This window comes from Paracoccus sediminis (assembly GCF_900188295.1).
In the GTDB taxonomy this organism is placed as follows: domain Bacteria; phylum Pseudomonadota; class Alphaproteobacteria; order Rhodobacterales; family Rhodobacteraceae; genus Paracoccus; species Paracoccus sediminis.
The window spans coordinates 157,748-175,563 of record NZ_FZNM01000003.1; the positions used below are offsets into that span (position 1 = coordinate 157,748).

Below are 17,816 nucleotides of genomic sequence, written 5' to 3' on the forward strand. Positions count from 1 at the left end.
TCAGGGTGCTGCGTCAAAGCCATGGGGGAATGCTATCGCGCGCCAGCATTTCCTCAAACGTCGGCCGTGCCCGGATGACAGCGAAGTGATCGCCGCTGACCAGAACCTCGGGGACCAGCGGGCGCGAATTGTATTCCGAGGCCATCACCGCGCCATAGGCCCCCGCCGACCGGAACGCGATCAGGTCGCCTGCCGCCAGGTCGGGCAGATCCGCGCCTTTCTGGAACGTGTCGCCCGATTCGCAGACCGGACCCACCACATCGAAGGACCGGACCGGCGCGCCGACAGCCGGTTCGACCACCGGCACGATGTCGTGATGCGCCCCGTACATGGCCGGGCGCGCCAGATCGTTCATGGCCGCGTCCACGATCAGGAACTCGCGCCCCTCGCCCTCCTTGACATAGATCACCTCGGACAGCAGCACGCCGGCATTGCCGACGATGTTGCGGCCCGGCTCGATCTCGATCTCGCAGCCCAGATCGCCCACGGTGTCGCGGATCACCTGGCCGTATTCAAGGGGCAGGGGCGGGGCGTTGTTGTCGCGGCGATAGGGAATCCCCAAGCCGCCGCCCAGATCCAGCCGCGTGATCGCATGACCGTCGGCGCGCAGGGCGCGGGTCAGGTCGGCCACCTTGCCATAGGCGGCGCGGAACGGGTCCAGATCGGTCAGCTGGCTGCCGATATGCACGTCGATGCCCACGACCTGCAAACCCGGCAGGGACGCGGCCTCGGCATAGACCTGACGCGCGCGGGCGATCGGGATGCCGAACTTGTTTTCGGACTTGCCCGTGGCGATCTTGTCGTGGGTCTTGGCATCCACGTCCGGGTTCACCCGGACCGCCACCGGCACCGTGGCGCCCATGCTTGCGGCCACGGCGGACAGGGCCCGCATCTCGGGTTCGGATTCCAGGTTGACCTGGCGGATGCCGCCCTCGATGGCCTGCCGCATCTCGGCCACGGTCTTGCCGACGCCCGAAAACACGATCCGGTCGCCGGGGACACCCGCCGCCCGCGCGCGCGCGTATTCACCGCCCGACACGACATCCATCCCCGCCCCCAGATCGCCCAGCAGCTTCAGCACCGCAAGGTTGCTGTTGGCCTTCACCGCAAAGCAGACTAGATGATCGGTCCAGTCCAGGGCCTGCCGGAACAGCCCAAAATGGCGGGTCAGGGTCGCCGCCGAATAGACATAGACGGGCGTTCCCACCGCCGCGGCGATCCACGACAGGGGCACGTCCTCGGCGCAGAGTTCCCCGTCGCGATAGTTGAAATGATCCACCTACAGCTCCGTTATCACGCCCATCGTGGCGTGACCGGAAATCGAGATGTTGGATTCCGGCGCGGTCCGGGGCGGGGCGGGACGTTCGGGCGGGCCGTCGACGCCACAGGCCGCCACGGCCGCCACCGCCAGAATTGCGATCCATTTCATGCCAGTCTCTCCTTCCAGCGGGTGATCTGCGCGCGCACCTGATCCGGCGCCGTGCCGCCATAGCTTTGTCGTGAGGCCACCGAATTGTGAACGCCCAGCACGCCGAACACCCTGTCGTCGATGCCCGCATGGACGGACCGCAGGTCGGCCAGCGTCAGGTCCGGCAGGTCGCAGCCTTTCCGTTCGGCCAGGGCCACCAGCGATCCGGTGACGTGGTGGGCGTCGCGGAACGGCAGGCCCAGTTCGCGCACCAGCCAGTCGGCCAGATCCGTCGCCGTGGAAAAGCCGCTGGATGCCGCGGCCTCCATCCGGTCGCGGTTGGCGGTCAGGTCGAACAGCATTCCGGACATTGCGGCCAGGGCCAGCATCAAGCTGTCGGCGGCATCGAAAACCTGCTCCTTGTCCTCCTGCATGTCCTTGGAATAGGCCAGCGGCAGGCCCTTCATCACCGTGAACAGCGCGACCGTCGCCCCCAGGATCCGGCCGATCTTGGCGCGGATCAGTTCGGCGGCGTCAGGATTGCGCTTTTGCGGCATGATCGACGATCCCGTGGACCATTTGTCCGACATGGACACGAAACGGAACTGCGCGGACGACCAGATCACCAGTTCTTCGGCCAGCCGGGACAGGTGGACCGCGCAGATCGACGACGCCGACAGGAATTCCAGCGCGAAATCCCGGTCGCTGACGGCATCCAGGCTGTTGGCCATCGGCGCGTCGAAACCCAGCGCCTGCGCGGTCGCGTGGCGGTCGATGGGATAGCCCGTCCCGGCCAGCGCCGCCGCCCCCAACGGCGATTCGTTCATCCGCCGCCGGGCGTCCTGGAACCGCGACCGGTCGCGGCCGAACATTTCCACATAGGCCATCATATGATGGCCCCAGGTCACGGGCTGCGCGGTTTGCAGATGCGTGAATCCGGGCATCACCCAGTCCGCCCCCGCCTCGGCCTGGCTCAGGGCGGCACGGATCAGCGCCGTCAGTCCGTCGATGGCCGCGTCGTACTGATCGCGCACCCACAGCCGGAAATCCGTCGCCACCTGATCGTTGCGCGACCGGCCCGTGTGCAGGCGGCCCGCCGGTTCCCCGACAAGTTCTTTCAGCCGCGCCTCGACGTTCATGTGGATGTCTTCCAGATCGGTGCGGAACGGAAAATCCCCCCCCTCAATTTCTGACAAGACGGTGAGCAGCCCTTCCCTGATCGCCATGGCATCGCTATCGCTGATGATGCCTGTCGCGGCCAGCATCGCCGCATGGGCACGGCTGCCCCGGATGTCCTGGGCGTAGAGCCGCCGGTCGAATCCGATCGAGGCGTTGATCGCCTCCATGATCGCGTCCGGCCCGGCGGCAAAACGCCCGCCCCACATGCTGTTGGCGGAATCCTGATGCGGCCGGTCGGTCATTCGCGCGTCCTTCGGAGGTCTTCATGCTGCGTTCCGCCCTGCTTTATACGGCCCTTCTTTTCGGTGCAAACGCCGCCTTGGCCGGGCCGGTGGACTGGCAGGCCGCCAGGGAGGCCGGGCTGGTCAAGCTGGTCCCGTCCGAAAGCCCCGCGCCCGTGTCCGATGTGGAATTCACCGATCCCAATGGCGGAACCCGCCGCCTTGCCGATTACAGGGGCAAGGTCGTCCTGCTGAATTTCTGGGCCACCTGGTGCGCGCCCTGCCGCAAGGAAATGCCCTATCTCGACGCCCTCCAGGCCGAGATGGGCGGCGAGGATTTCGAGGTGGTGGCGGTGGCCACCGGCCGCAACACGCCGGAAAAGATCGACAAGTTCTATGAAGAAACCGGGCTGAAGAACCTGCCGGTCCTTCTGGATCCGCGCCAGCAGCTTGCCCGCGCCATGGGCGTGGTCGGTCTGCCCGTGACGGTGCTGATCGACCGCGACGGAAACGAGGTTGCCCGCCTGCTGGGCGAGGCCGACTGGTCCAGCGAACCCGCCAAGGCGGTCATCCGGCAGATGATGGCGGAGTGAGGGCGGCATGGCGCGGGCAGGTGACGATATGGTCGTTCACCATGCCCGTCGCCTGCATGAAGGCATAAACGATGACCGGCCCGCAGAACCCGAAGCCCCGCGTCTTCAACGACCTGGACATGGCGGTCGATTCGGCAGTCGCGGTCGGAACCTCGGCCATGGAGGCAAAGCGGTTCTGAATCGGGCTGCCGTTCACGAAAGACCACAGGAAAGGCGCGAATCCCTCCTGTCCTTCGATGTCCAGAAACGCGCGGGCGCCGCGCACGGCTGATTCGATCTTGCCGCGATGGCGGACGATGCCGGGGTTTCGCAAGGCGCGGTCGATGCGCATGTCGTCCCACGCCGCCACCCGTGCGGGATCGAAACCGTCGAATTCCCGACGGAACGCGTCCCGTTTGCGCAGGATGGTGATCCAGGACAGGCCCGCCTGAAAGCCGTCCAGCACCAGCTTTTCCCACAGCGCGCGCGGATCACGTTCGGGCACGCCCCATTCGGTGTCGTGATATTCGACATAAAGCGGGTCGGTTCCGCACCAGGAACAGCGGTCAGTCACCATTCGTTAACCCTTTATCCAGAAACCCCTGCCCGTTTACCGCAATTTAGGCGATTATCGCCATAACGGAACACGGAATGATTGCGCGATAAGGGGCAGACGTGACCAACGCGAACCCGCCCGCCAAGGGCTCTCCTCTGGAATATGCGATGGACCAGCAAAGCCGGCTGACCCTGCCGTCGGTCAGGCTGGCGGTTGAAAAAGGCAACGGCGTGCTGGCGTTCCAGCCGGTCGTGCAGGCCCAGCGGACCAGCCGTCCGGCGTTTTACGAAGGGCTGATCCGCATCATCGACGATTCGGGCCGCATGGTGCCGTTGCGCGATTTCATGCCGTTCGCCGAAACGACCGAACTGGGCCGGCAGATCGACTGCCTGTCGCTGTCGCTGGGTCTCAAGGCCCTGTCCGAGGATCCGTCGCTGCGGCTGTCCATCAACATGTCGGCGCGGTCCATCGGCTATCCCCAATGGATGGACATCCTGCGCGGCGGCATTTCCGCCGATCCGCAGGGCGCCGAACGGCTGATCCTGGAAATCACCGAAAGTTCGGCCATGGGCCTGCCCGATGAGGTCAAGACCTTCATGCGCGAGGTGCAGCGATACGGAATCAGCCTGGCCCTGGACGATTTCGGGGCGGGCTATACCTCGTTCCGGTATCTGCGCGACTTCTGCTTCGACATGATAAAGATCGACGGCCAGTTCATCCGCGAAATCTCGACCCATCCCGACAATCAGGTGCTGACCCAGGCGCTGATGTCCATTGCACAGCATTTCGACATGTTCACGGTTGCCGAAATGGTCGAAACGGCGGACGACGCCAGCTTCCTGATCGACAGCGGCATCGACTGCCTGCAAGGCTATTACTTCGGGGCGCCGACCATCGCGCCGCCCTGGAAATCGCCGCCCTCGGTCGCGCTGCGCTAGCCCCCGCGCCGTAGGTTCGGGCGATCGGCTTGACGTGACGGCACGAACCCGCATCCTGTCCCCGATTCGCCAGTCAACTGGTCTCAGGGAAGGATCTTGCCATGACCAAAGCCGTTATCGTCTCCGCCGCCCGCACCCCGGTCGGCAGTTTCATGGGGTCGTTTGCCAATGTTCCGGCGCATGACCTGGGTGCCGCCGTCCTGGCCGAGGTCGTGGCCCGCGCCGGGATCGACCCGGCCGAGGTCGACGAAACCATCCTGGGCCAGGTGCTGACCGCCGCCCAGGGCCAGAACCCCGGACGCCAGGCGCATATCAAGGCGGGCCTTCCGCCGGAAGCCTCGGCCTGGCTAATCAACCAGGTTTGCGGGTCGGGTTTGCGTGCCGTGGCGCTGGCGGCCCAGCAGGTGGTGGCGGGCGATGCCAAGGTGGTGTTGGCGGGCGGCCAGGAAAGCATGTCGATGTCCACCCACGCCGCCTATCTGCGGTCGGGCCAGAAGATGGGCGACATGCAGTTCGTCGACACGATGATCCGCGACGGATTGTGGGACGCCTTCAACAACTATCACATGGGCACCACGGCCGAAAACGTCGCCCAGAAATGGCAGATCGGCCGCGACCAGCAGGATGAATTCGCCCTCGCGTCCCAGAACAAGGCCGAGGCCGCGCAAAAGGCGGGCCGCTTTGACGATGAAATCGTGGCCTATACGGTCAAGACCCGCAAGGGCGACACGGTGGTGGACAAGGACGAATACATCCGCCACGGCGCGACCATCGACGCCATGCAGAAGCTGCGGCCCGCGTTTTCCAAGGACGGCTCGGTCACGGCGGGCAATGCGTCGGGCCTGAACGACGGCGCGGCCGCGGTGATGGTGATGACCGAGGACGAGGCGAGCCGCCGCGGCCTGACGCCGCTGGCCCGCATCGCGTCCTATGCGACGGCGGGGCTGGATCCGGCCATCATGGGCACCGGCCCGATCCCGGCCAGCCGCAAGGCCCTGGAAAAGGCGGGCTGGTCCGTGAACGACCTGGATCTGGTCGAAGCGAACGAGGCCTTTGCCGCCCAGGCCTGCGCCGTCAACAAGGACATGGGCTGGGATCCGGACATCGTGAACGTGAACGGCGGCGCCATCGCCATCGGCCACCCCATCGGCGCTTCGGGCTGCCGGGTGCTGAACACCCTGCTGTTCGAGATGAAGCGCCGCGACGCCAAAAAGGGCTTGGCTACCCTGTGCATCGGCGGCGGCATGGGCGTCGCCCTGTGCGTCGAACGCTAATGCAGACGGCGCGCAATGAAGTTGCGCGCGGCCCACGGGGCCTGTAGCAATATTTCGGAACGGCCATTGTAAAGGGGAGGGATCAATGTCCAAGGTTGCACTTGTCACCGGGGGTTCGCGCGGCATCGGCGCGGCAATTTCCAAGGCGCTTCAGGACGCTGGCTATACCGTCGCGGCCACCTATGCCGGCAACGACGACGCCGCGAAGGCCTTTACCGAGGAAACCGGGATCAAGACCTACAAATGGTCGGTCGCCGATTACGACGCCTGCGCGACAGGCATCCGGCAGATCGAGGAGGAGGTCGGTCCCATCGCCGTTCTGGTCAACAACGCCGGCATCACGCGCGACGCGATGTTCCACAAGATGACCCCCCAGCAGTGGAAAGAGGTGATCGACACCAACCTGACCGGCGTTTTCAACATGACCCATCCAGTCTGGTCGGGGATGCGCGACCGCAAGTTCGGGCGGATCATCAACATCAGTTCGATCAACGGGCAAAAGGGCCAGGCGGGCCAGGCGAACTATTCTGCGGCCAAGGCGGGGGATCTGGGATTCACCAAGGCCCTGGCCCAGGAAGGCGCGCGCGCGGGCATCACCGTGAACGCCATCTGCCCCGGCTATATCGCGACCGAGATGGTCAAGGCCATCGACGAAAAGGTGCTGAACGACAAGATCATCCCGCAGATCCCGGTGGGCCGCCTGGGCGAGCCAGAGGAGATCGCGCGCACCGTGGTGTTCCTGGCCTCCGACGAGGCGGGCTTCATCACCGGATCGACCATCAGCGCGAACGGCGGGCAATTCTTCGTCTGACCTTGCTGCGACAAAAGAACACGGCCCGCGCAGATCGCGCGGGCCGTTTCGATTCCGTCACGGTTCAACGTGTCAGTGGGACAGCCGGGAAATCTCTTCCTTGATTCGAAGTTTCTCGCGCTTCATGGCCTTGATCTGTAGATCGCTGGATCCGGGGCTTCTTTGCTCCTTTTCAACGGCGTCTGAAAGCACCTGATGTTTCTTGCGCAGTTCCTCGACGTGGGAAGCAACCGACATCGCGTCCTCCTGTATAGGTTGAGTCGAACAGGACGATTGCAGCACAGGCCTTGGCGTCTGTCACGAACCTTTTGCAAACAACCGCGCGAGCGGCGCACCATCGCGCAGCACGGCGGATGCCGCGTCTGTCAGATCCTCTTGGTCGCCCGCATGGGCAGGGGCGCTGTGCATCACGAACGGCGCCAGCAGCCGCAGCGGTCCCCGCGCGCCCTTTTGCGCCCGCAGGATCACGCGGCCCGCCTCGCGTCCCGCACGCGCTGCGATGGGCAGAACCGCCACGGACCCTGCCCGCCCCGACAGCGCGGTCAGCATCCCGTCCAGCCGGTCGGCCCGCTGGATCAGCGTCAGGACACCGCCCGGTTGCAAACGCCGCAGCCCCGCGTCGATCCACAGGGCCAGCGGCGTATCCTCGCGCCGCGCAAGGGACCGTCCGTTATCGGGCGGCGGCGTACCGTCCAGGAAGTAGGGTGGATTGGCAATGACGTGATCCACGGTGAGGGCGCGCAGTTCCGCGGGGGGGCGGACCAGATCCCCGACAAGCACCCGCATGTCCATCCCGTTGGCCGCCGCATTCCGACGCGCCAACTCCGCGTAATCCGCCTGCCGTTCCAGCCCGGCCAGCCGCAGCCCCGGCACCCGCCAGCCCAGGCACAGGCTGGCCACCCCGGCCCCGCAGCCCAGTTCCAGCACCGATTGCCCCCCTGTCGCCGGACAGGCCGCCGCCAGCATCACCGCATCGGCCCCCGACCGAAAGCCGCGCCGGGGCTGCGCGATCCGCAACCGCCCGCCCAGAAAACCGTCGTCCGAAAGCTCAGTCATCCAGCCCGGCATCGCGCAGGACGGCGCGGGCCATGAATTCATGGCGGTCCGCGACCATCAGCCGCTGCGGCAGAATGCCCAGCGACCCTTCCAGCACGCTCATGTGCTGGTCCATCTGAAAGGCGGGGATGCCTTCGTCTTCCAGCAGGCCCAGGGCACGGGACATGCGGACGGGATCATTGCTGCGGAACAGTTCTTTCATGGACGGAACGCTAGGCGGCGGTTGCGCAATTGTCGAGGGCGTGGCAAGGGACGGGCGCGGCACGGGGATATGGTCATGGGTGTGCAGGAAAACATGCAGAAACCGCTGGACCGGCTGTCCGAGGCGCTGAGCGCCGAGATGGACGCCGTCAACACCCTGATCCGCCAGCGGATGTCCAGCGAACACGCCCCTCGCATCCCCGAGGTGACGGCCCATCTGATCGAGGCCGGGGGCAAGCGCCTGCGGCCGATGCTGACCCTGGCCGCCGCGCGGATCATGGGCTATGACGGCCCGTTCCACGTGCATCTGGCCGCGACGGTCGAATTCATCCACACCGCGACGCTGCTGCACGACGATGTGGTCGATGAAAGCCGCCAGCGGCGCGGGCGGCCGACCGCGAACCTGTTGTGGGACAACAAGTCCAGCGTCCTGGTGGGCGATTATCTGTTCGCCCGCAGCTTTCAGTTGATGGTGGAACCCGGCAACCTGCGCACGCTGGAGATCCTGTCGAACGCCGCCGCCACCATCGCCGAGGGCGAGGTGCTGCAACTGACCGCCGCCCAGGATCTGCGCACGGACGAGGCCATTTATCTGAAGGTCGTGCGCGGCAAGACCGCCGCTCTGTTTTCCGCCGCGACCGAGGTGGGCGGCGTCATCGCGGGCGCCGGCCCCGACCAGGTTCAGGCGCTGTTCGATTACGGCGATGCCCTGGGAATCAGTTTCCAGATCGTCGACGACCTTCTGGATTACGGCGGCGCCACGGAAACCATCGGCAAGAACGTGGGTGACGATTTCCGCGAACGCAAGCTGACCCTGCCCGTCATCAAGGCGGTGGCCCGCGCCGATGCGCCCGAACGCGCCTTCTGGTCGCGGGTCATCGAGGCGGGCGATCAGCAGGACGGCGATCTGGAACGGGCGCTTGGCCTGCTGGCCCGCCATGGCGCGATGGAGGCCGCGCGCGCCGACGCCCTGGGCTGGTCGGCCAAGGCCAAGGCCGCGCTGACCAAGCTGCCCCCCCATTCGATCCGCGACATGCTGGCGGACATGGCGGATTTCGTCGTCAGCCGCGTCGCCTGATTCCGTCGCACGCGCAGGGTTCGGCGTGCCGGATTCGATCGCGGATTCAGACGTTTCGGCAAGGTCCATGCACGTCATGCGGGCATCGCCGAAACCAGATCTGCATTCTTTTTGTGCGATGCGCCGCGACAAGGCCCGCCAAAGCGGCAATTCTCGTTCCAAGCTGGACCACCCTTGCCCGAAGCCTGTGCAACGGCGCCGAACCCCGGAATGAAAGGGCATCGGCGGCGCGTCCGGTGCCGCATGGAAGGGGATTCGATGATGACAAGGGCTGCTCCCTTACTTGCCACCGCCGCGCTTTGGGCTGCGGCACCCAGTTTCGCGCAGGACGCTGCCGTCGCGGTCGAGGCCGTGGCCCCGGTGCCGGACAAGGGCGACACGACCTGGATGCTGATTTCCGCCATCCTGGTGATGATGATGACGCTGCCGGGCCTGGCGCTGTTCTATGGCGGGCTGGTGCGTGCCAAGAACATGCTGTCGGTGCTGATGCAGGTGCTGACGGTATTCAGCCTGATGGTGATCCTGTGGGTGGCCTTCGGGTATTCGCTGGCCTTCACCGGCGCGGCCACGGCCGAGGACGTGACCGTCTTCACCCCCTATATCGGCGGTCTGTCCAAGATGTTCCTGTCGGGCGTCACCACCGCCTCCAACGTCGAGGGATTCAGCGCCGGCGTGGTGATTCCGGAACTGTCCTTCGTGATCTTCCAGATGGCCTTCGCTTGCATCGCGTCGGCCCTGATCGTCGGCGCCACGGCGGAACGGCTGAAGTTCAGCGCGATCCTGATGTTTGTGGTGATCTGGTTCTTCTTTTCGTATCTGCCCATGGCGCACATGGTCTGGTGGTGGGGCGGCCCCAGCGCCTATGACGCGCCTTCGGGCCTGCTGTTCGGCCACGGCGCCCTGGATTTCGCGGGCGGCACGGTCATCCACATCAACGCGGGCGTGGCCGGTCTGGTCGCCGCGATGGTCGCCGGTCCCCGCATCGGCTATCGCAAGGAACTGCTGGCGCCGCACAACCTGACCTTCACGCTGGTCGGCGGCTGCCTGCTGTGGATCGGCTGGTTCGGCTTCAACGCCGGATCCAACCTGGAAGCGAACGGCCTGACCGCCCTGGCAATGGTCAACACCGCTGTCGCCACCGCCGCGGGCGTTCTGGCATGGTCGTTCGGCGAATGGACGTTTCGCGGCCATCCCAGCCTGCTGGGCGGCATCTCGGGCGCCATCGCGGGCCTGGTGGGCATCACCCCGGCGGCGGGTTTCGTCGGCCCGATGGGCGCCATCGCCATCGGCCTGACCGCGGGCCTGCTTTGCATGTGGTTCGTGATCGCCATGAAGCCGCGCATGGGCATCGACGACAGCCTGGACGTGTTCGGCATCCACGGCATCGGCGGCATCGTCGGCGCGATCCTGACGGGCGTGTTCGCCGCGCCGTCGCTGGGCGGGACGGGCGTGTTCGATTACGGCGCCAACGCGGTGGCCGAATTCGCCATGGGCGCGCAGGTCTGGAACCAGACGCTGGGCGTCGTGATTGCGGTCCTGTGGTCGGGCGTCGTGTCCTTTGTCGCCATCCACATCGTCAAGGCGCTGATCGGGCTGCGCGTGGCCGATAACGACGAACGCCAGGGCCTGGACATCACCACCCACGGCGAAAACGCCTATAACTGAGACAAGCGGCCCTGCGACAGGCCCGGCCGTCCGCCGGGCCTGTCGCAGGCGCAAATCACGGATTGGTGCGGGCAATTCCCCTTTTGCGATTCCTGGTGTAGGGTGGCGCCCAATTCGGCCGGCAAACGGCCAGGACAGTCACGCAGGCCCCTGACCCATGAAACGACCGAACGGTACCCCGAAGCGCACGGGCCGCAGCCCTGTTGCCGACAAACGCACGACCACCCCGGTCGAGCCGGATTCCCCCGTGCGACGCCACAAGGCCCCCGCCCGGCGCGGCAATGTCGTGGCGCGCACGATCGCGGGCACCGTCGTCCTGATCTGGCGCATCCTGTGGGGGTCGATCTGGCGGCTGGCCATGGTCGTGGCCCTGATCGTCGGCGGCGCCACCGCCTATTTCTATGCCAGCCTGCCGGAACCCGAGGCCCTGTTCGACGCCCGCGCGCGCGGGTCCGTCACCATGCTGGACAAGGACGGCGAGGTCTTTGCCTGGCGGGGCGAAACCTATGGCGCCGTGACCAGCGACCAGATCGCCCCGGTCCTAAAGGAAGCCGTGATCGCGACCGAGGATCGCCGCTTCAACTGGCATTTCGGCATCAGCCCGCGCGGCATCGCCAGCGCCATCAGGATCAACATGGCCGAGGGCCGCGGCCCGCTGGAAGGCAACGGCGGATCGACCATAACCCAGCAGGTCGCGAAACTGCTGTGCCTGGGCGACACCTTCGACCCGATCCGCTGGAAGAACGAGGCCGAGTTCGAACAGGACTGCCGCGTCACCTCGCTGTGGCGCAAGATCAAGGAAGTTCCCTATTCCTTTGCCTTGGAAGCCAAGTATTCCAAGGATGACATCCTCAGCATCTACATGAACCGGTCCTACATGGGCGGCGGGGCGCGCGGGTTCGAGGCCGCAAGCCAGCGGTATTTCAACAAGCCCGCATCCGACGTGAATGCGGCCGAGGCCGCGATGCTGGCGGGCCTTTTGCAGGCGCCCAGCTATTTCGCGCCGACCGCGAACCTGGAACGCAGCCGGAATCGCGCCAGCATCGTTCTGGGCCTGATGACCGAGGAAGGCTATCTGACCCCGGCCGAGGCCGAGGAAGCCCGCGCCAATCCTGCGCGCCTGTCCCAGGCGGCCGAGGCGCGGGCAGGCGGATACTTTGCCGACTGGGTGATGGAATCCGGTCCCGGCTTCCTGACCAGCGAAACGACCGAGGACGTGACGATCCGCACGACCTTCGACCAGCGGATCCAGACCGCCGCCGAACGCGCGCTGAGCCGGGTCTTCGACGAAAAGGTCAACGACAACAGCAAGGCCGAGGCCGCGGTGGTCGTGATGTCCGCCGACGGCGCGGTGCGCGCCATGATTGGCGGGCGCGACAGCATCGTGAACGGCGCCTTCAACCGTGCCGTCCAGGCCAAGCGCCAGACTGGATCCAGTTTCAAGCCCTTTGTCTTTGCCGCCGCGCTCGAGGCCGGCTATGGCCCCGGCGACCGGGTCGAGGACGGGCCGCTGACGATCCGTATTCCGGGCGGGCGTCCCTGGTCGCCTCAGAACTATACCCGCCGCTTCTATGGCGCGGTGTCGCTGACCACCGCGCTGAAACAGTCGCTGAACACCGCCACCATCCGCCTGCAAGAGGCGGTGGGCCGCGATCAGGTGCGCCGCGTCGCCTATGACTTCGGCATCGTCAGCAACCTGACCACCAGTCCGTCCCTGGGCCTGGGCGCGTCGGAAGCCACGCTGATGGAACTGACCGGCGCCTATGCGGGCATCCGCAACGGCGGCACCTCGGTCGCGCCCTACGGGCTTGTCGAACTGCGCATCGCGGGCGACGACCAGCCATTGATGGGCCAGTCGGGCGGCATGGGCCAGCGCGTCATCAGCCAGCGCGCGGCGGGCCAGCTCATCTACATGATGCAGCAGGTGATCGACAGCGGCACCGGCACCCGCGCCAAGATGGGCAGCCGTCCCGTGGCGGGCAAGACCGGCACCACCAGCAGCTATCGCGACGCCTGGTTCGTGGGCTTTTCCGAACAGTATGTCGTGGGCGTCTGGATGGGGAACGACGACAATACGCCCCTGAAAGGCGTCACTGGCGGCGGACTTCCTGCCGAAATCTGGCAGGCCGTGATGACCGACATCCACGAGGGGTTGCCGGAACTGCCCCTGTCCACGGTATCCCCGGACGGCAGCGGCATCCTGCTGTCGAACGACGGCGCGCCCAAGGTCGTGACTTCGGGGTCGGCGGACGATCCTTTGGCAGCAGCGTTGGCGGGGGCGGTGAATTCGGCCAATCCGGGGGGTGGACAAGTGGTGGGCACGCCGGTTACAGCCCCGCAGACGCCGGGCGACAGCAGCACGGCCAGTTCGGATGATGCGCTGAGCCGGGCGCTGAACGGGATCCTGGGGGCGAATTGACGCCTGATGGCGGGCGGCGCCATTGACGCGGCCCCCACATCCCTCCTAGGCTTTCACGACTGGAAAAGGCAGGGTCGTGTCGGCAGGGTGATGGCCAGCAGCACGTTCATCGACCGGGTTGCGATCGCCAGTCTGACCATTTCCTTTTCGGGCGCCGCAACATGGAAACAGCAGGACGGCGAGATGGCCACGACGGCGATGGTCTGGATCATTCTTGCGCTTTTCTGCCTGATTTATGCCGTTTTCATTCCGTCCTATCTACGCCGCAGCTTTGGCAAGGTCGTCCTTGTGATGCTGCCGTTGTTAGCCATCGTGATCGCCCTTCTGTTCACGATCTTCGAGGCAACAGCCATCATTCCTGTCCGGTCGCGCCCCGTTGTCGTCAGTGCCACGATGCTGGCCTTGGGATGGTTGGCTGCCGCTCTGGTCAAGATTCTGGTGGCCGAGGAGGAAAAACATCAATCCCGCCGCGACGCGCTTATGGCATTGCAAAGCGAAATCTTTGCCTATGTGGACAAATTGGACAACCAGGCCATCGAGGAGACGGCCCTGAGGACACAAGGCCAGATACGTGCAGGCGTGTGGGACGCCCGTGTCGGACGGCTGCCTTATTATCCGTTTTCCACGCGCGAGAGCGAACCGATCGCCTTCGACAACGCCTCGCAGACCATCCCATCCCTGAACGAGCAGACCGTCGCGGCCGTGCTGCGGTTCTATGCCGAATATGCCGACATGCGCACGCTGATTGATGACTGCAACACCGAATTCTTTCGATCCCTGTCGGCCGAACGCCGGGTTGCCGTGCACAAGGAAATGACGAAGCGACGAATCGGAACGCTGCGATGGGGATTGAAAGCCCTGGCCGAGATCAATCGCGAACTTGGCCGCGATCCAAACCGGATCGTACGGTCCGGCCTCAATCCGAAAATCCTGGCCGAAGATTAGAAAACCAGATCAGAAATCGCCACTGATCGGCTTTTCGGGGGTCTTCTCGGGATAGTCCTCGCGCGGATTCGGCATGACGGTCTCCGTTTCGCTTCTGACGCGAATGTAAGCCATCCGGTTGCGAAATCAAGCTACCCCGCCCCCTGTAAATCCGCCGTCAGCGCCGCCAGATCCCCTCGGCGGGCCGTCAGCATCGCCGCCATCTCGGCGCGTTCGCTGGCCAGCATGTTCACGCCCTCGATGATGATGTTGAAGAACCGGTCCTGGCCGGACTTGTTCGACACATGCCATTCGACCTCCATGGGGGCGCGGCCGTTCAGATAGGCGGTCGATGTGACGGCAAAGAAGCTTTTCAGCGGGCGCGCGCCCGTGACCTCGATCCGGGATCCGACGAATTCGCGGAACCGCTTGCCGTATTTACGGCCGATATAGCCCTGGAACGCCTGGGTATAGGCGGACAGCGCGGCCGGGTTGGCCTGCCGCGCGGCCGGTCCCAGAGCCGACCGGGCGATCACGTCCACATCGGCGTAACGCACGAAGACCGATTCGAAATCGCGATACATCTGCGCGGGCGGGCGGCCCGAGTTGATGACCTGATAGACCTCGCCCAGGGCGGTGCTGATAAGCGCGCCCGCCTGATCGGCGTCCAAGGCCCAGCCCGCGCGCCAGGGCGTCACGGCCAGCGCAAGGCCCCCCGCGGCCATCGTCAGGACGCCACGCCGGTCAGGGCGCATAGGGGTCGATGACGGCATCCGCGGCAGTATCGGCATATGGGTCAATCTCGGCCCCCTCCTCGTTCAGTTCATAGCGGCGATGCATCAGATAGATCAGCCGCACTTGCGCATAGCTATCCGCACTGTCTTGCAGAACGCTATCCACCGTGTCGCCAAAGCGCGCCCGATCACCGGCTTTTGAGGCGGCGCGTAGGCCAAATGTCGCCCATGCCGCGTCGGGATGCAGCAGGCGGCGCAGCGGGTCGATCGCCAGATCCACGACCTTGCCCACCGCATCGCGCTGGGTCGAGGGGCCAAGGACGGGCAGTTCCAGATAGGCGCCTTCGGGCACCCCCCAAACGGCCAGCGTCTCGCCGAAATCGGTATCCTGTTCGGGCAATCCGAAATCGCGTCCGGCGGGATCCATCAAGCCGCCGATTCCCAATGTCGTGTTGACGGCAAAGCGGAAAAAATTTCGGATCGCGGGTTCCGGGCGGCCTTGCAGCAGGCTGTTGGCGACCTTTCCCGGCAGGGACAGGTTGGCCCCGACGTTGATTACGCCGTCCATGATCCCCGGCCCGCTTTCGCTTTGGTTCCGGCCCGAGGCAAGGTCTGCGGCAGGTCCGATCACCCGGCTGTCCAGGGCCTTGTTGAAGGCATGGACACGGCGATTCTGCGTCTCGTAGGGGTCGTTGACTCGGATGCCGTCCTGCATCACAGGCTTCGACGCGCAGCCCGCAAGGACCATGCAGAGGCCCAGGGATGCGGTACGCAATGCGGTGAGGGTCTGGGGGCGCAAAGGATCTCCTAACCTTTTTCGGATAATGCGGGTAGAAAGCCGCACAGGACACGGATCGCGAGGGCTGGGCCTCGCATACTGGGGCACGGCCCCTGCGGCAAGGCCAAGGGGCCAAGACGCGAAGTCAGAGGATGAATGGATGAGCAGACCGCCCGCATTTCACGATGGCAGCAAGGAACTGCGCAAGGCGCGCGCTGCGGGCCTGCCCCTGCTGGTGGCGGTCGGGCTGTTTTCGGCCGTCGTGAACCTGCTGATGCTGACCGGTCCGCTGTTCATGTTGCAGGTCTATGACCGTGTGCTGGCGTCCCGTTCGGTGGAAACGCTGACGGCGCTTTTCGTGCTGGTGGTGTTCCTGTTCCTGCTGATGGGATTCGTGGATTTCATCCGCAGCCGCGTCATGCAGCGCATTGCCGCGCGGTTCCAGGACCGGATGGAGGGACGGGTCTTCACCGCCGCCCTGCGCGAAGGGGCGATTTCGGGCGACGAATCGGCGATGGCAGCCAGCGGGATGCGCGATCTGGATTCGGTGCAGCGGTTGATCGGCTCGCCCGTGCTGCTGGCGGTATTCGACCTGCCTTGGGCGCCGCTGTTTCTGGCCGCGGTCTATATCTTTCATCCGCTTCTGGGTGCGGTGGCGACGGTCGGCGGCGCCATTCTGGTCATCTCGATCCTGGCCAACCGGATTCTGACCAAGGCGCCGTTGCAACAATCCAGCGCGGCATCCGCGCAGGCGCAGCGCATGGCCGACCTGTACCGTGACGAGGGCGAGGTGATCGGCGCCCTGGGGATGCGCAGCGCCACCTATGCCCGCTGGCGTCAGGCGCGGGCCGAGGCGCAGGAGCAATCGGTGCGCGGCGCCGACCTGCAATCGGGATTCACCGTGTTTTCCAAAAGCTTCCGGCTGTTTCTGCAAAGCGCCATGCTGGCGGCGGGCGCCTGGCTGGTGCTGCAACAGGCGCTGACGCCGGGCGCGATGATCGCCAGTTCGATCATGATGGGACGGGCCCTGGCGCCGGTGGAACAACTGGTCGGCGGCTGGCCGATGGTTCAGGCATCCCAGGACGCCTGGGACCGGCTGGCCCGCCTTTTGTCGCGCCAGCCCGCCCAGCAGACCCACACCCCCCTGCCCCGCCCCGAAGCCACGGTCGAGGTGCGCAACCTGTCCGTCGCCCCGCCCGGCCAGAACGTCGCCACGGTGCGCGGCCTGACCTTTGGGGTGGCGCCGGGCCAGGCGCTTGGCATAATCGGACCGTCGGGGGCGGGCAAATCGACGCTGGCCAAGGCGCTGATCGGATCGTGGCCGGTTGGCGCGGGGTCCATCCGGCTGGGCGGGGCGACCCTGGATCAGTACGATCCCGACGTTCTGGGCAACATGATCGGCTATCTGCCCCAGCAGGTGACGCTGTTCGACGGCACCATCGCCGAAAACATCGCCCGCCTCTCGCCCGAGATGGACCCGGCGCGCGTGGTGCGCGCGGCCCAGGCGGCGGCGGCGCATCAGATGATCCTGGATCTGCCGCAGGGTTACGACACGCGGATCAGCCAGGCCGCCGGGCGGTTGTCGGGCGGGCAGATCCAGCGGATCGGACTGGCCCGCGCGCTGTATCCCGACCCGGTGATGCTGGTGCTGGACGAGCCGAATTCCAACCTGGACAACGAGGGATCGCAGGCGCTGAACGCGGCGATCCGGCGGGTCAAGGCGCAGAATGGCTGCGTCATCATCATGGCGCACCGGCCTGCGGCAATCAACGAATGCGACCTGCTGCTGGTGATGGAACAGGGGATGCGCCGCGCCTTCGGACCGCGCGACAAGGTGTTGCAGGACATGGTGCAGAATTCGGCGCAGATCATCAAATCGCAGGAAACCGGCCGCACGGGGGGCGTATCATGACCGACCAGACCGACAATCCCCAGAGCGGCCAGACCCCGGCCCCCCATCAGCCGGGCATCCGCACCGGCATCCTGTCTAGCCGCATCGGCG

The 17,816-nt window shown here is 65.8% G+C and carries 18 protein-coding genes; 9 read left to right on the plus strand and 9 right to left on the minus strand.

All coding sequences use genetic code 11. The features are described 5' to 3' along the window. Nucleotides 1-13 precede the first annotated feature (13 nt). The 3 genes from lysA to argH are packed head-to-tail and all read right to left on the minus strand — an operon-like array spanning nt 14 to nt 2,829. Nucleotides 14-1,279, minus strand: a complete 1,266-nt coding sequence (gene lysA / locus CHB77_RS06200) for a diaminopimelate decarboxylase (protein ID WP_089387319.1) — start codon at nt 1,277-1,279, stop codon at nt 14-16. Continuing rightward, the gene (locus CHB77_RS18275; RefSeq protein ID WP_165456210.1) at nt 1,280-1,429 is read right to left on the minus strand and encodes a hypothetical protein; all 150 of its coding nucleotides are present in this window, start codon (nt 1,427-1,429) and stop codon (nt 1,280-1,282) included. It lies immediately after the preceding gene. Then, nucleotides 1,426-2,829 (minus strand): argininosuccinate lyase, encoded by a 1,404-nt coding sequence (gene argH / locus CHB77_RS06205; RefSeq protein WP_089387320.1) that lies wholly within the window; start codon nt 2,827-2,829, stop codon nt 1,426-1,428. The genes CHB77_RS18275 and argH overlap by 4 nt, the downstream gene beginning before the upstream one ends. Nucleotides 2,830-2,852: 23 nt before the next feature. Here argH and CHB77_RS06210 point away from each other — a divergent pair, with 23 nt between their 5' ends. After that, on the plus strand, nt 2,853-3,401 hold the full coding sequence (locus CHB77_RS06210; protein ID WP_089387321.1) for a TlpA disulfide reductase family protein: 549 nt from the start codon (nt 2,853-2,855) through the stop codon (nt 3,399-3,401). Here the strand turns inward: CHB77_RS06210 and CHB77_RS06215 are convergent. After that, nucleotides 3,376-3,957, minus strand: a complete 582-nt coding sequence (locus tag CHB77_RS06215; RefSeq protein ID WP_089387322.1) for a DNA-3-methyladenine glycosylase I — start codon at nt 3,955-3,957, stop codon at nt 3,376-3,378. The genes CHB77_RS06210 and CHB77_RS06215 overlap by 26 nt on opposite strands. Nucleotides 3,958-4,103: 146 nt before the next feature. Between CHB77_RS06215 and CHB77_RS06220 the strand changes: the two genes are divergently transcribed. The 3 genes from CHB77_RS06220 to phbB all read left to right on the plus strand — a co-directional run bounded on the left by CHB77_RS06220 (nt 4,104) and on the right by phbB (nt 6,959). Continuing rightward, nucleotides 4,104-4,874, plus strand: coding sequence for an EAL domain-containing protein (locus CHB77_RS06220; RefSeq protein WP_089387598.1), 771 nt, complete (start codon nt 4,104-4,106; stop codon nt 4,872-4,874). Nucleotides 4,875-4,975: 101 nt separating this feature from the next. Continuing rightward, entirely contained in the window at nt 4,976-6,148 is a 1,173-nt protein-coding gene (locus CHB77_RS06225; RefSeq protein ID WP_089387323.1) for an acetyl-CoA C-acetyltransferase, read from the plus strand. Between the two features lie 85 nt (nt 6,149-6,233). Next, nucleotides 6,234-6,959 carry a beta-ketoacyl-ACP reductase gene (phbB, locus tag CHB77_RS06230; RefSeq protein WP_089387324.1) on the plus strand — a complete coding sequence of 242 codons (726 nt, stop codon included), beginning with the start codon at nt 6,234-6,236 and terminating at the stop codon, nt 6,957-6,959. Nucleotides 6,960-7,031: 72 nt separating this feature from the next. On the opposite strand, the gene CHB77_RS06235 is transcribed toward phbB, so the two are convergent. From CHB77_RS06235 to CHB77_RS06245, 3 genes are read right to left on the minus strand one after another with little or no spacing between them, the layout of a single operon-like run. After that, complete coding sequence (locus CHB77_RS06235) at nt 7,032-7,196, minus strand: YdcH family protein (protein ID WP_089387325.1); 165 nt, start codon at nt 7,194-7,196, stop codon at nt 7,032-7,034. Nucleotides 7,197-7,256: 60 nt separating this feature from the next. Next, on the minus strand, nt 7,257-8,015 hold the full coding sequence (locus tag CHB77_RS06240; protein WP_089387600.1) for a tRNA1(Val) (adenine(37)-N6)-methyltransferase: 759 nt from the start codon (nt 8,013-8,015) through the stop codon (nt 7,257-7,259). Further along, entirely contained in the window at nt 8,008-8,217 is a 210-nt protein-coding gene (locus tag CHB77_RS06245; RefSeq protein WP_089387326.1) for a putative signal transducing protein, read from the minus strand. The genes CHB77_RS06240 and CHB77_RS06245 overlap by 8 nt, the downstream gene beginning before the upstream one ends. Nucleotides 8,218-8,292: 75 nt before the next feature. On the opposite strand from CHB77_RS06245, the gene CHB77_RS06250 reads away from it, so the two are divergent. The 4 genes from CHB77_RS06250 to CHB77_RS06265 all read left to right on the plus strand — a co-directional run bounded on the left by CHB77_RS06250 (nt 8,293) and on the right by CHB77_RS06265 (nt 14,323). Then, nucleotides 8,293-9,294, plus strand: coding sequence for a polyprenyl synthetase family protein (locus tag CHB77_RS06250; protein ID WP_089387599.1), 1,002 nt, complete (start codon nt 8,293-8,295; stop codon nt 9,292-9,294). A gap of 261 nt (nt 9,295-9,555) precedes the next feature. Next, nucleotides 9,556-10,959, plus strand: a complete 1,404-nt coding sequence (locus CHB77_RS06255; protein ID WP_207303020.1) for an ammonium transporter — start codon at nt 9,556-9,558, stop codon at nt 10,957-10,959. Nucleotides 10,960-11,116: 157 nt separating this feature from the next. After that, on the plus strand, nt 11,117-13,378 hold the full coding sequence (locus CHB77_RS06260) for a transglycosylase domain-containing protein (protein ID WP_089387328.1): 2,262 nt from the start codon (nt 11,117-11,119) through the stop codon (nt 13,376-13,378). A 90-nt stretch (nt 13,379-13,468) separates the two neighbouring features. Then, nucleotides 13,469-14,323 carry a hypothetical protein gene (locus tag CHB77_RS06265; RefSeq protein ID WP_089387329.1) on the plus strand — a complete coding sequence of 285 codons (855 nt, stop codon included), beginning with the start codon at nt 13,469-13,471 and terminating at the stop codon, nt 14,321-14,323. 131 nt (nt 14,324-14,454) lie between these two features. Here CHB77_RS06265 and CHB77_RS06270 read toward each other — a convergent pair whose 3' ends face one another. Together CHB77_RS06270 and CHB77_RS06275 are read right to left on the minus strand one after the other, a co-directional pair. Then, nucleotides 14,455-15,075 (minus strand): MlaC/ttg2D family ABC transporter substrate-binding protein, encoded by a 621-nt coding sequence (locus CHB77_RS06270; RefSeq protein ID WP_089387601.1) that lies wholly within the window; start codon nt 15,073-15,075, stop codon nt 14,455-14,457. Then, nucleotides 15,047-15,751 carry an MlaA family lipoprotein gene (locus CHB77_RS06275; RefSeq protein WP_242626548.1) on the minus strand — a complete coding sequence of 235 codons (705 nt, stop codon included), beginning with the start codon at nt 15,749-15,751 and terminating at the stop codon, nt 15,047-15,049. Before CHB77_RS06275 ends, CHB77_RS06270 begins: the two co-directional genes overlap by 29 nt. A 223-nt stretch (nt 15,752-15,974) precedes the next feature. On the opposite strand from CHB77_RS06275, the gene CHB77_RS06280 reads away from it, so the two are divergent. After that, on the plus strand, nt 15,975-17,726 hold the full coding sequence (locus CHB77_RS06280) for a type I secretion system permease/ATPase (RefSeq protein WP_089387331.1): 1,752 nt from the start codon (nt 15,975-15,977) through the stop codon (nt 17,724-17,726). Nucleotides 17,727-17,816 lie beyond the last annotated feature (90 nt).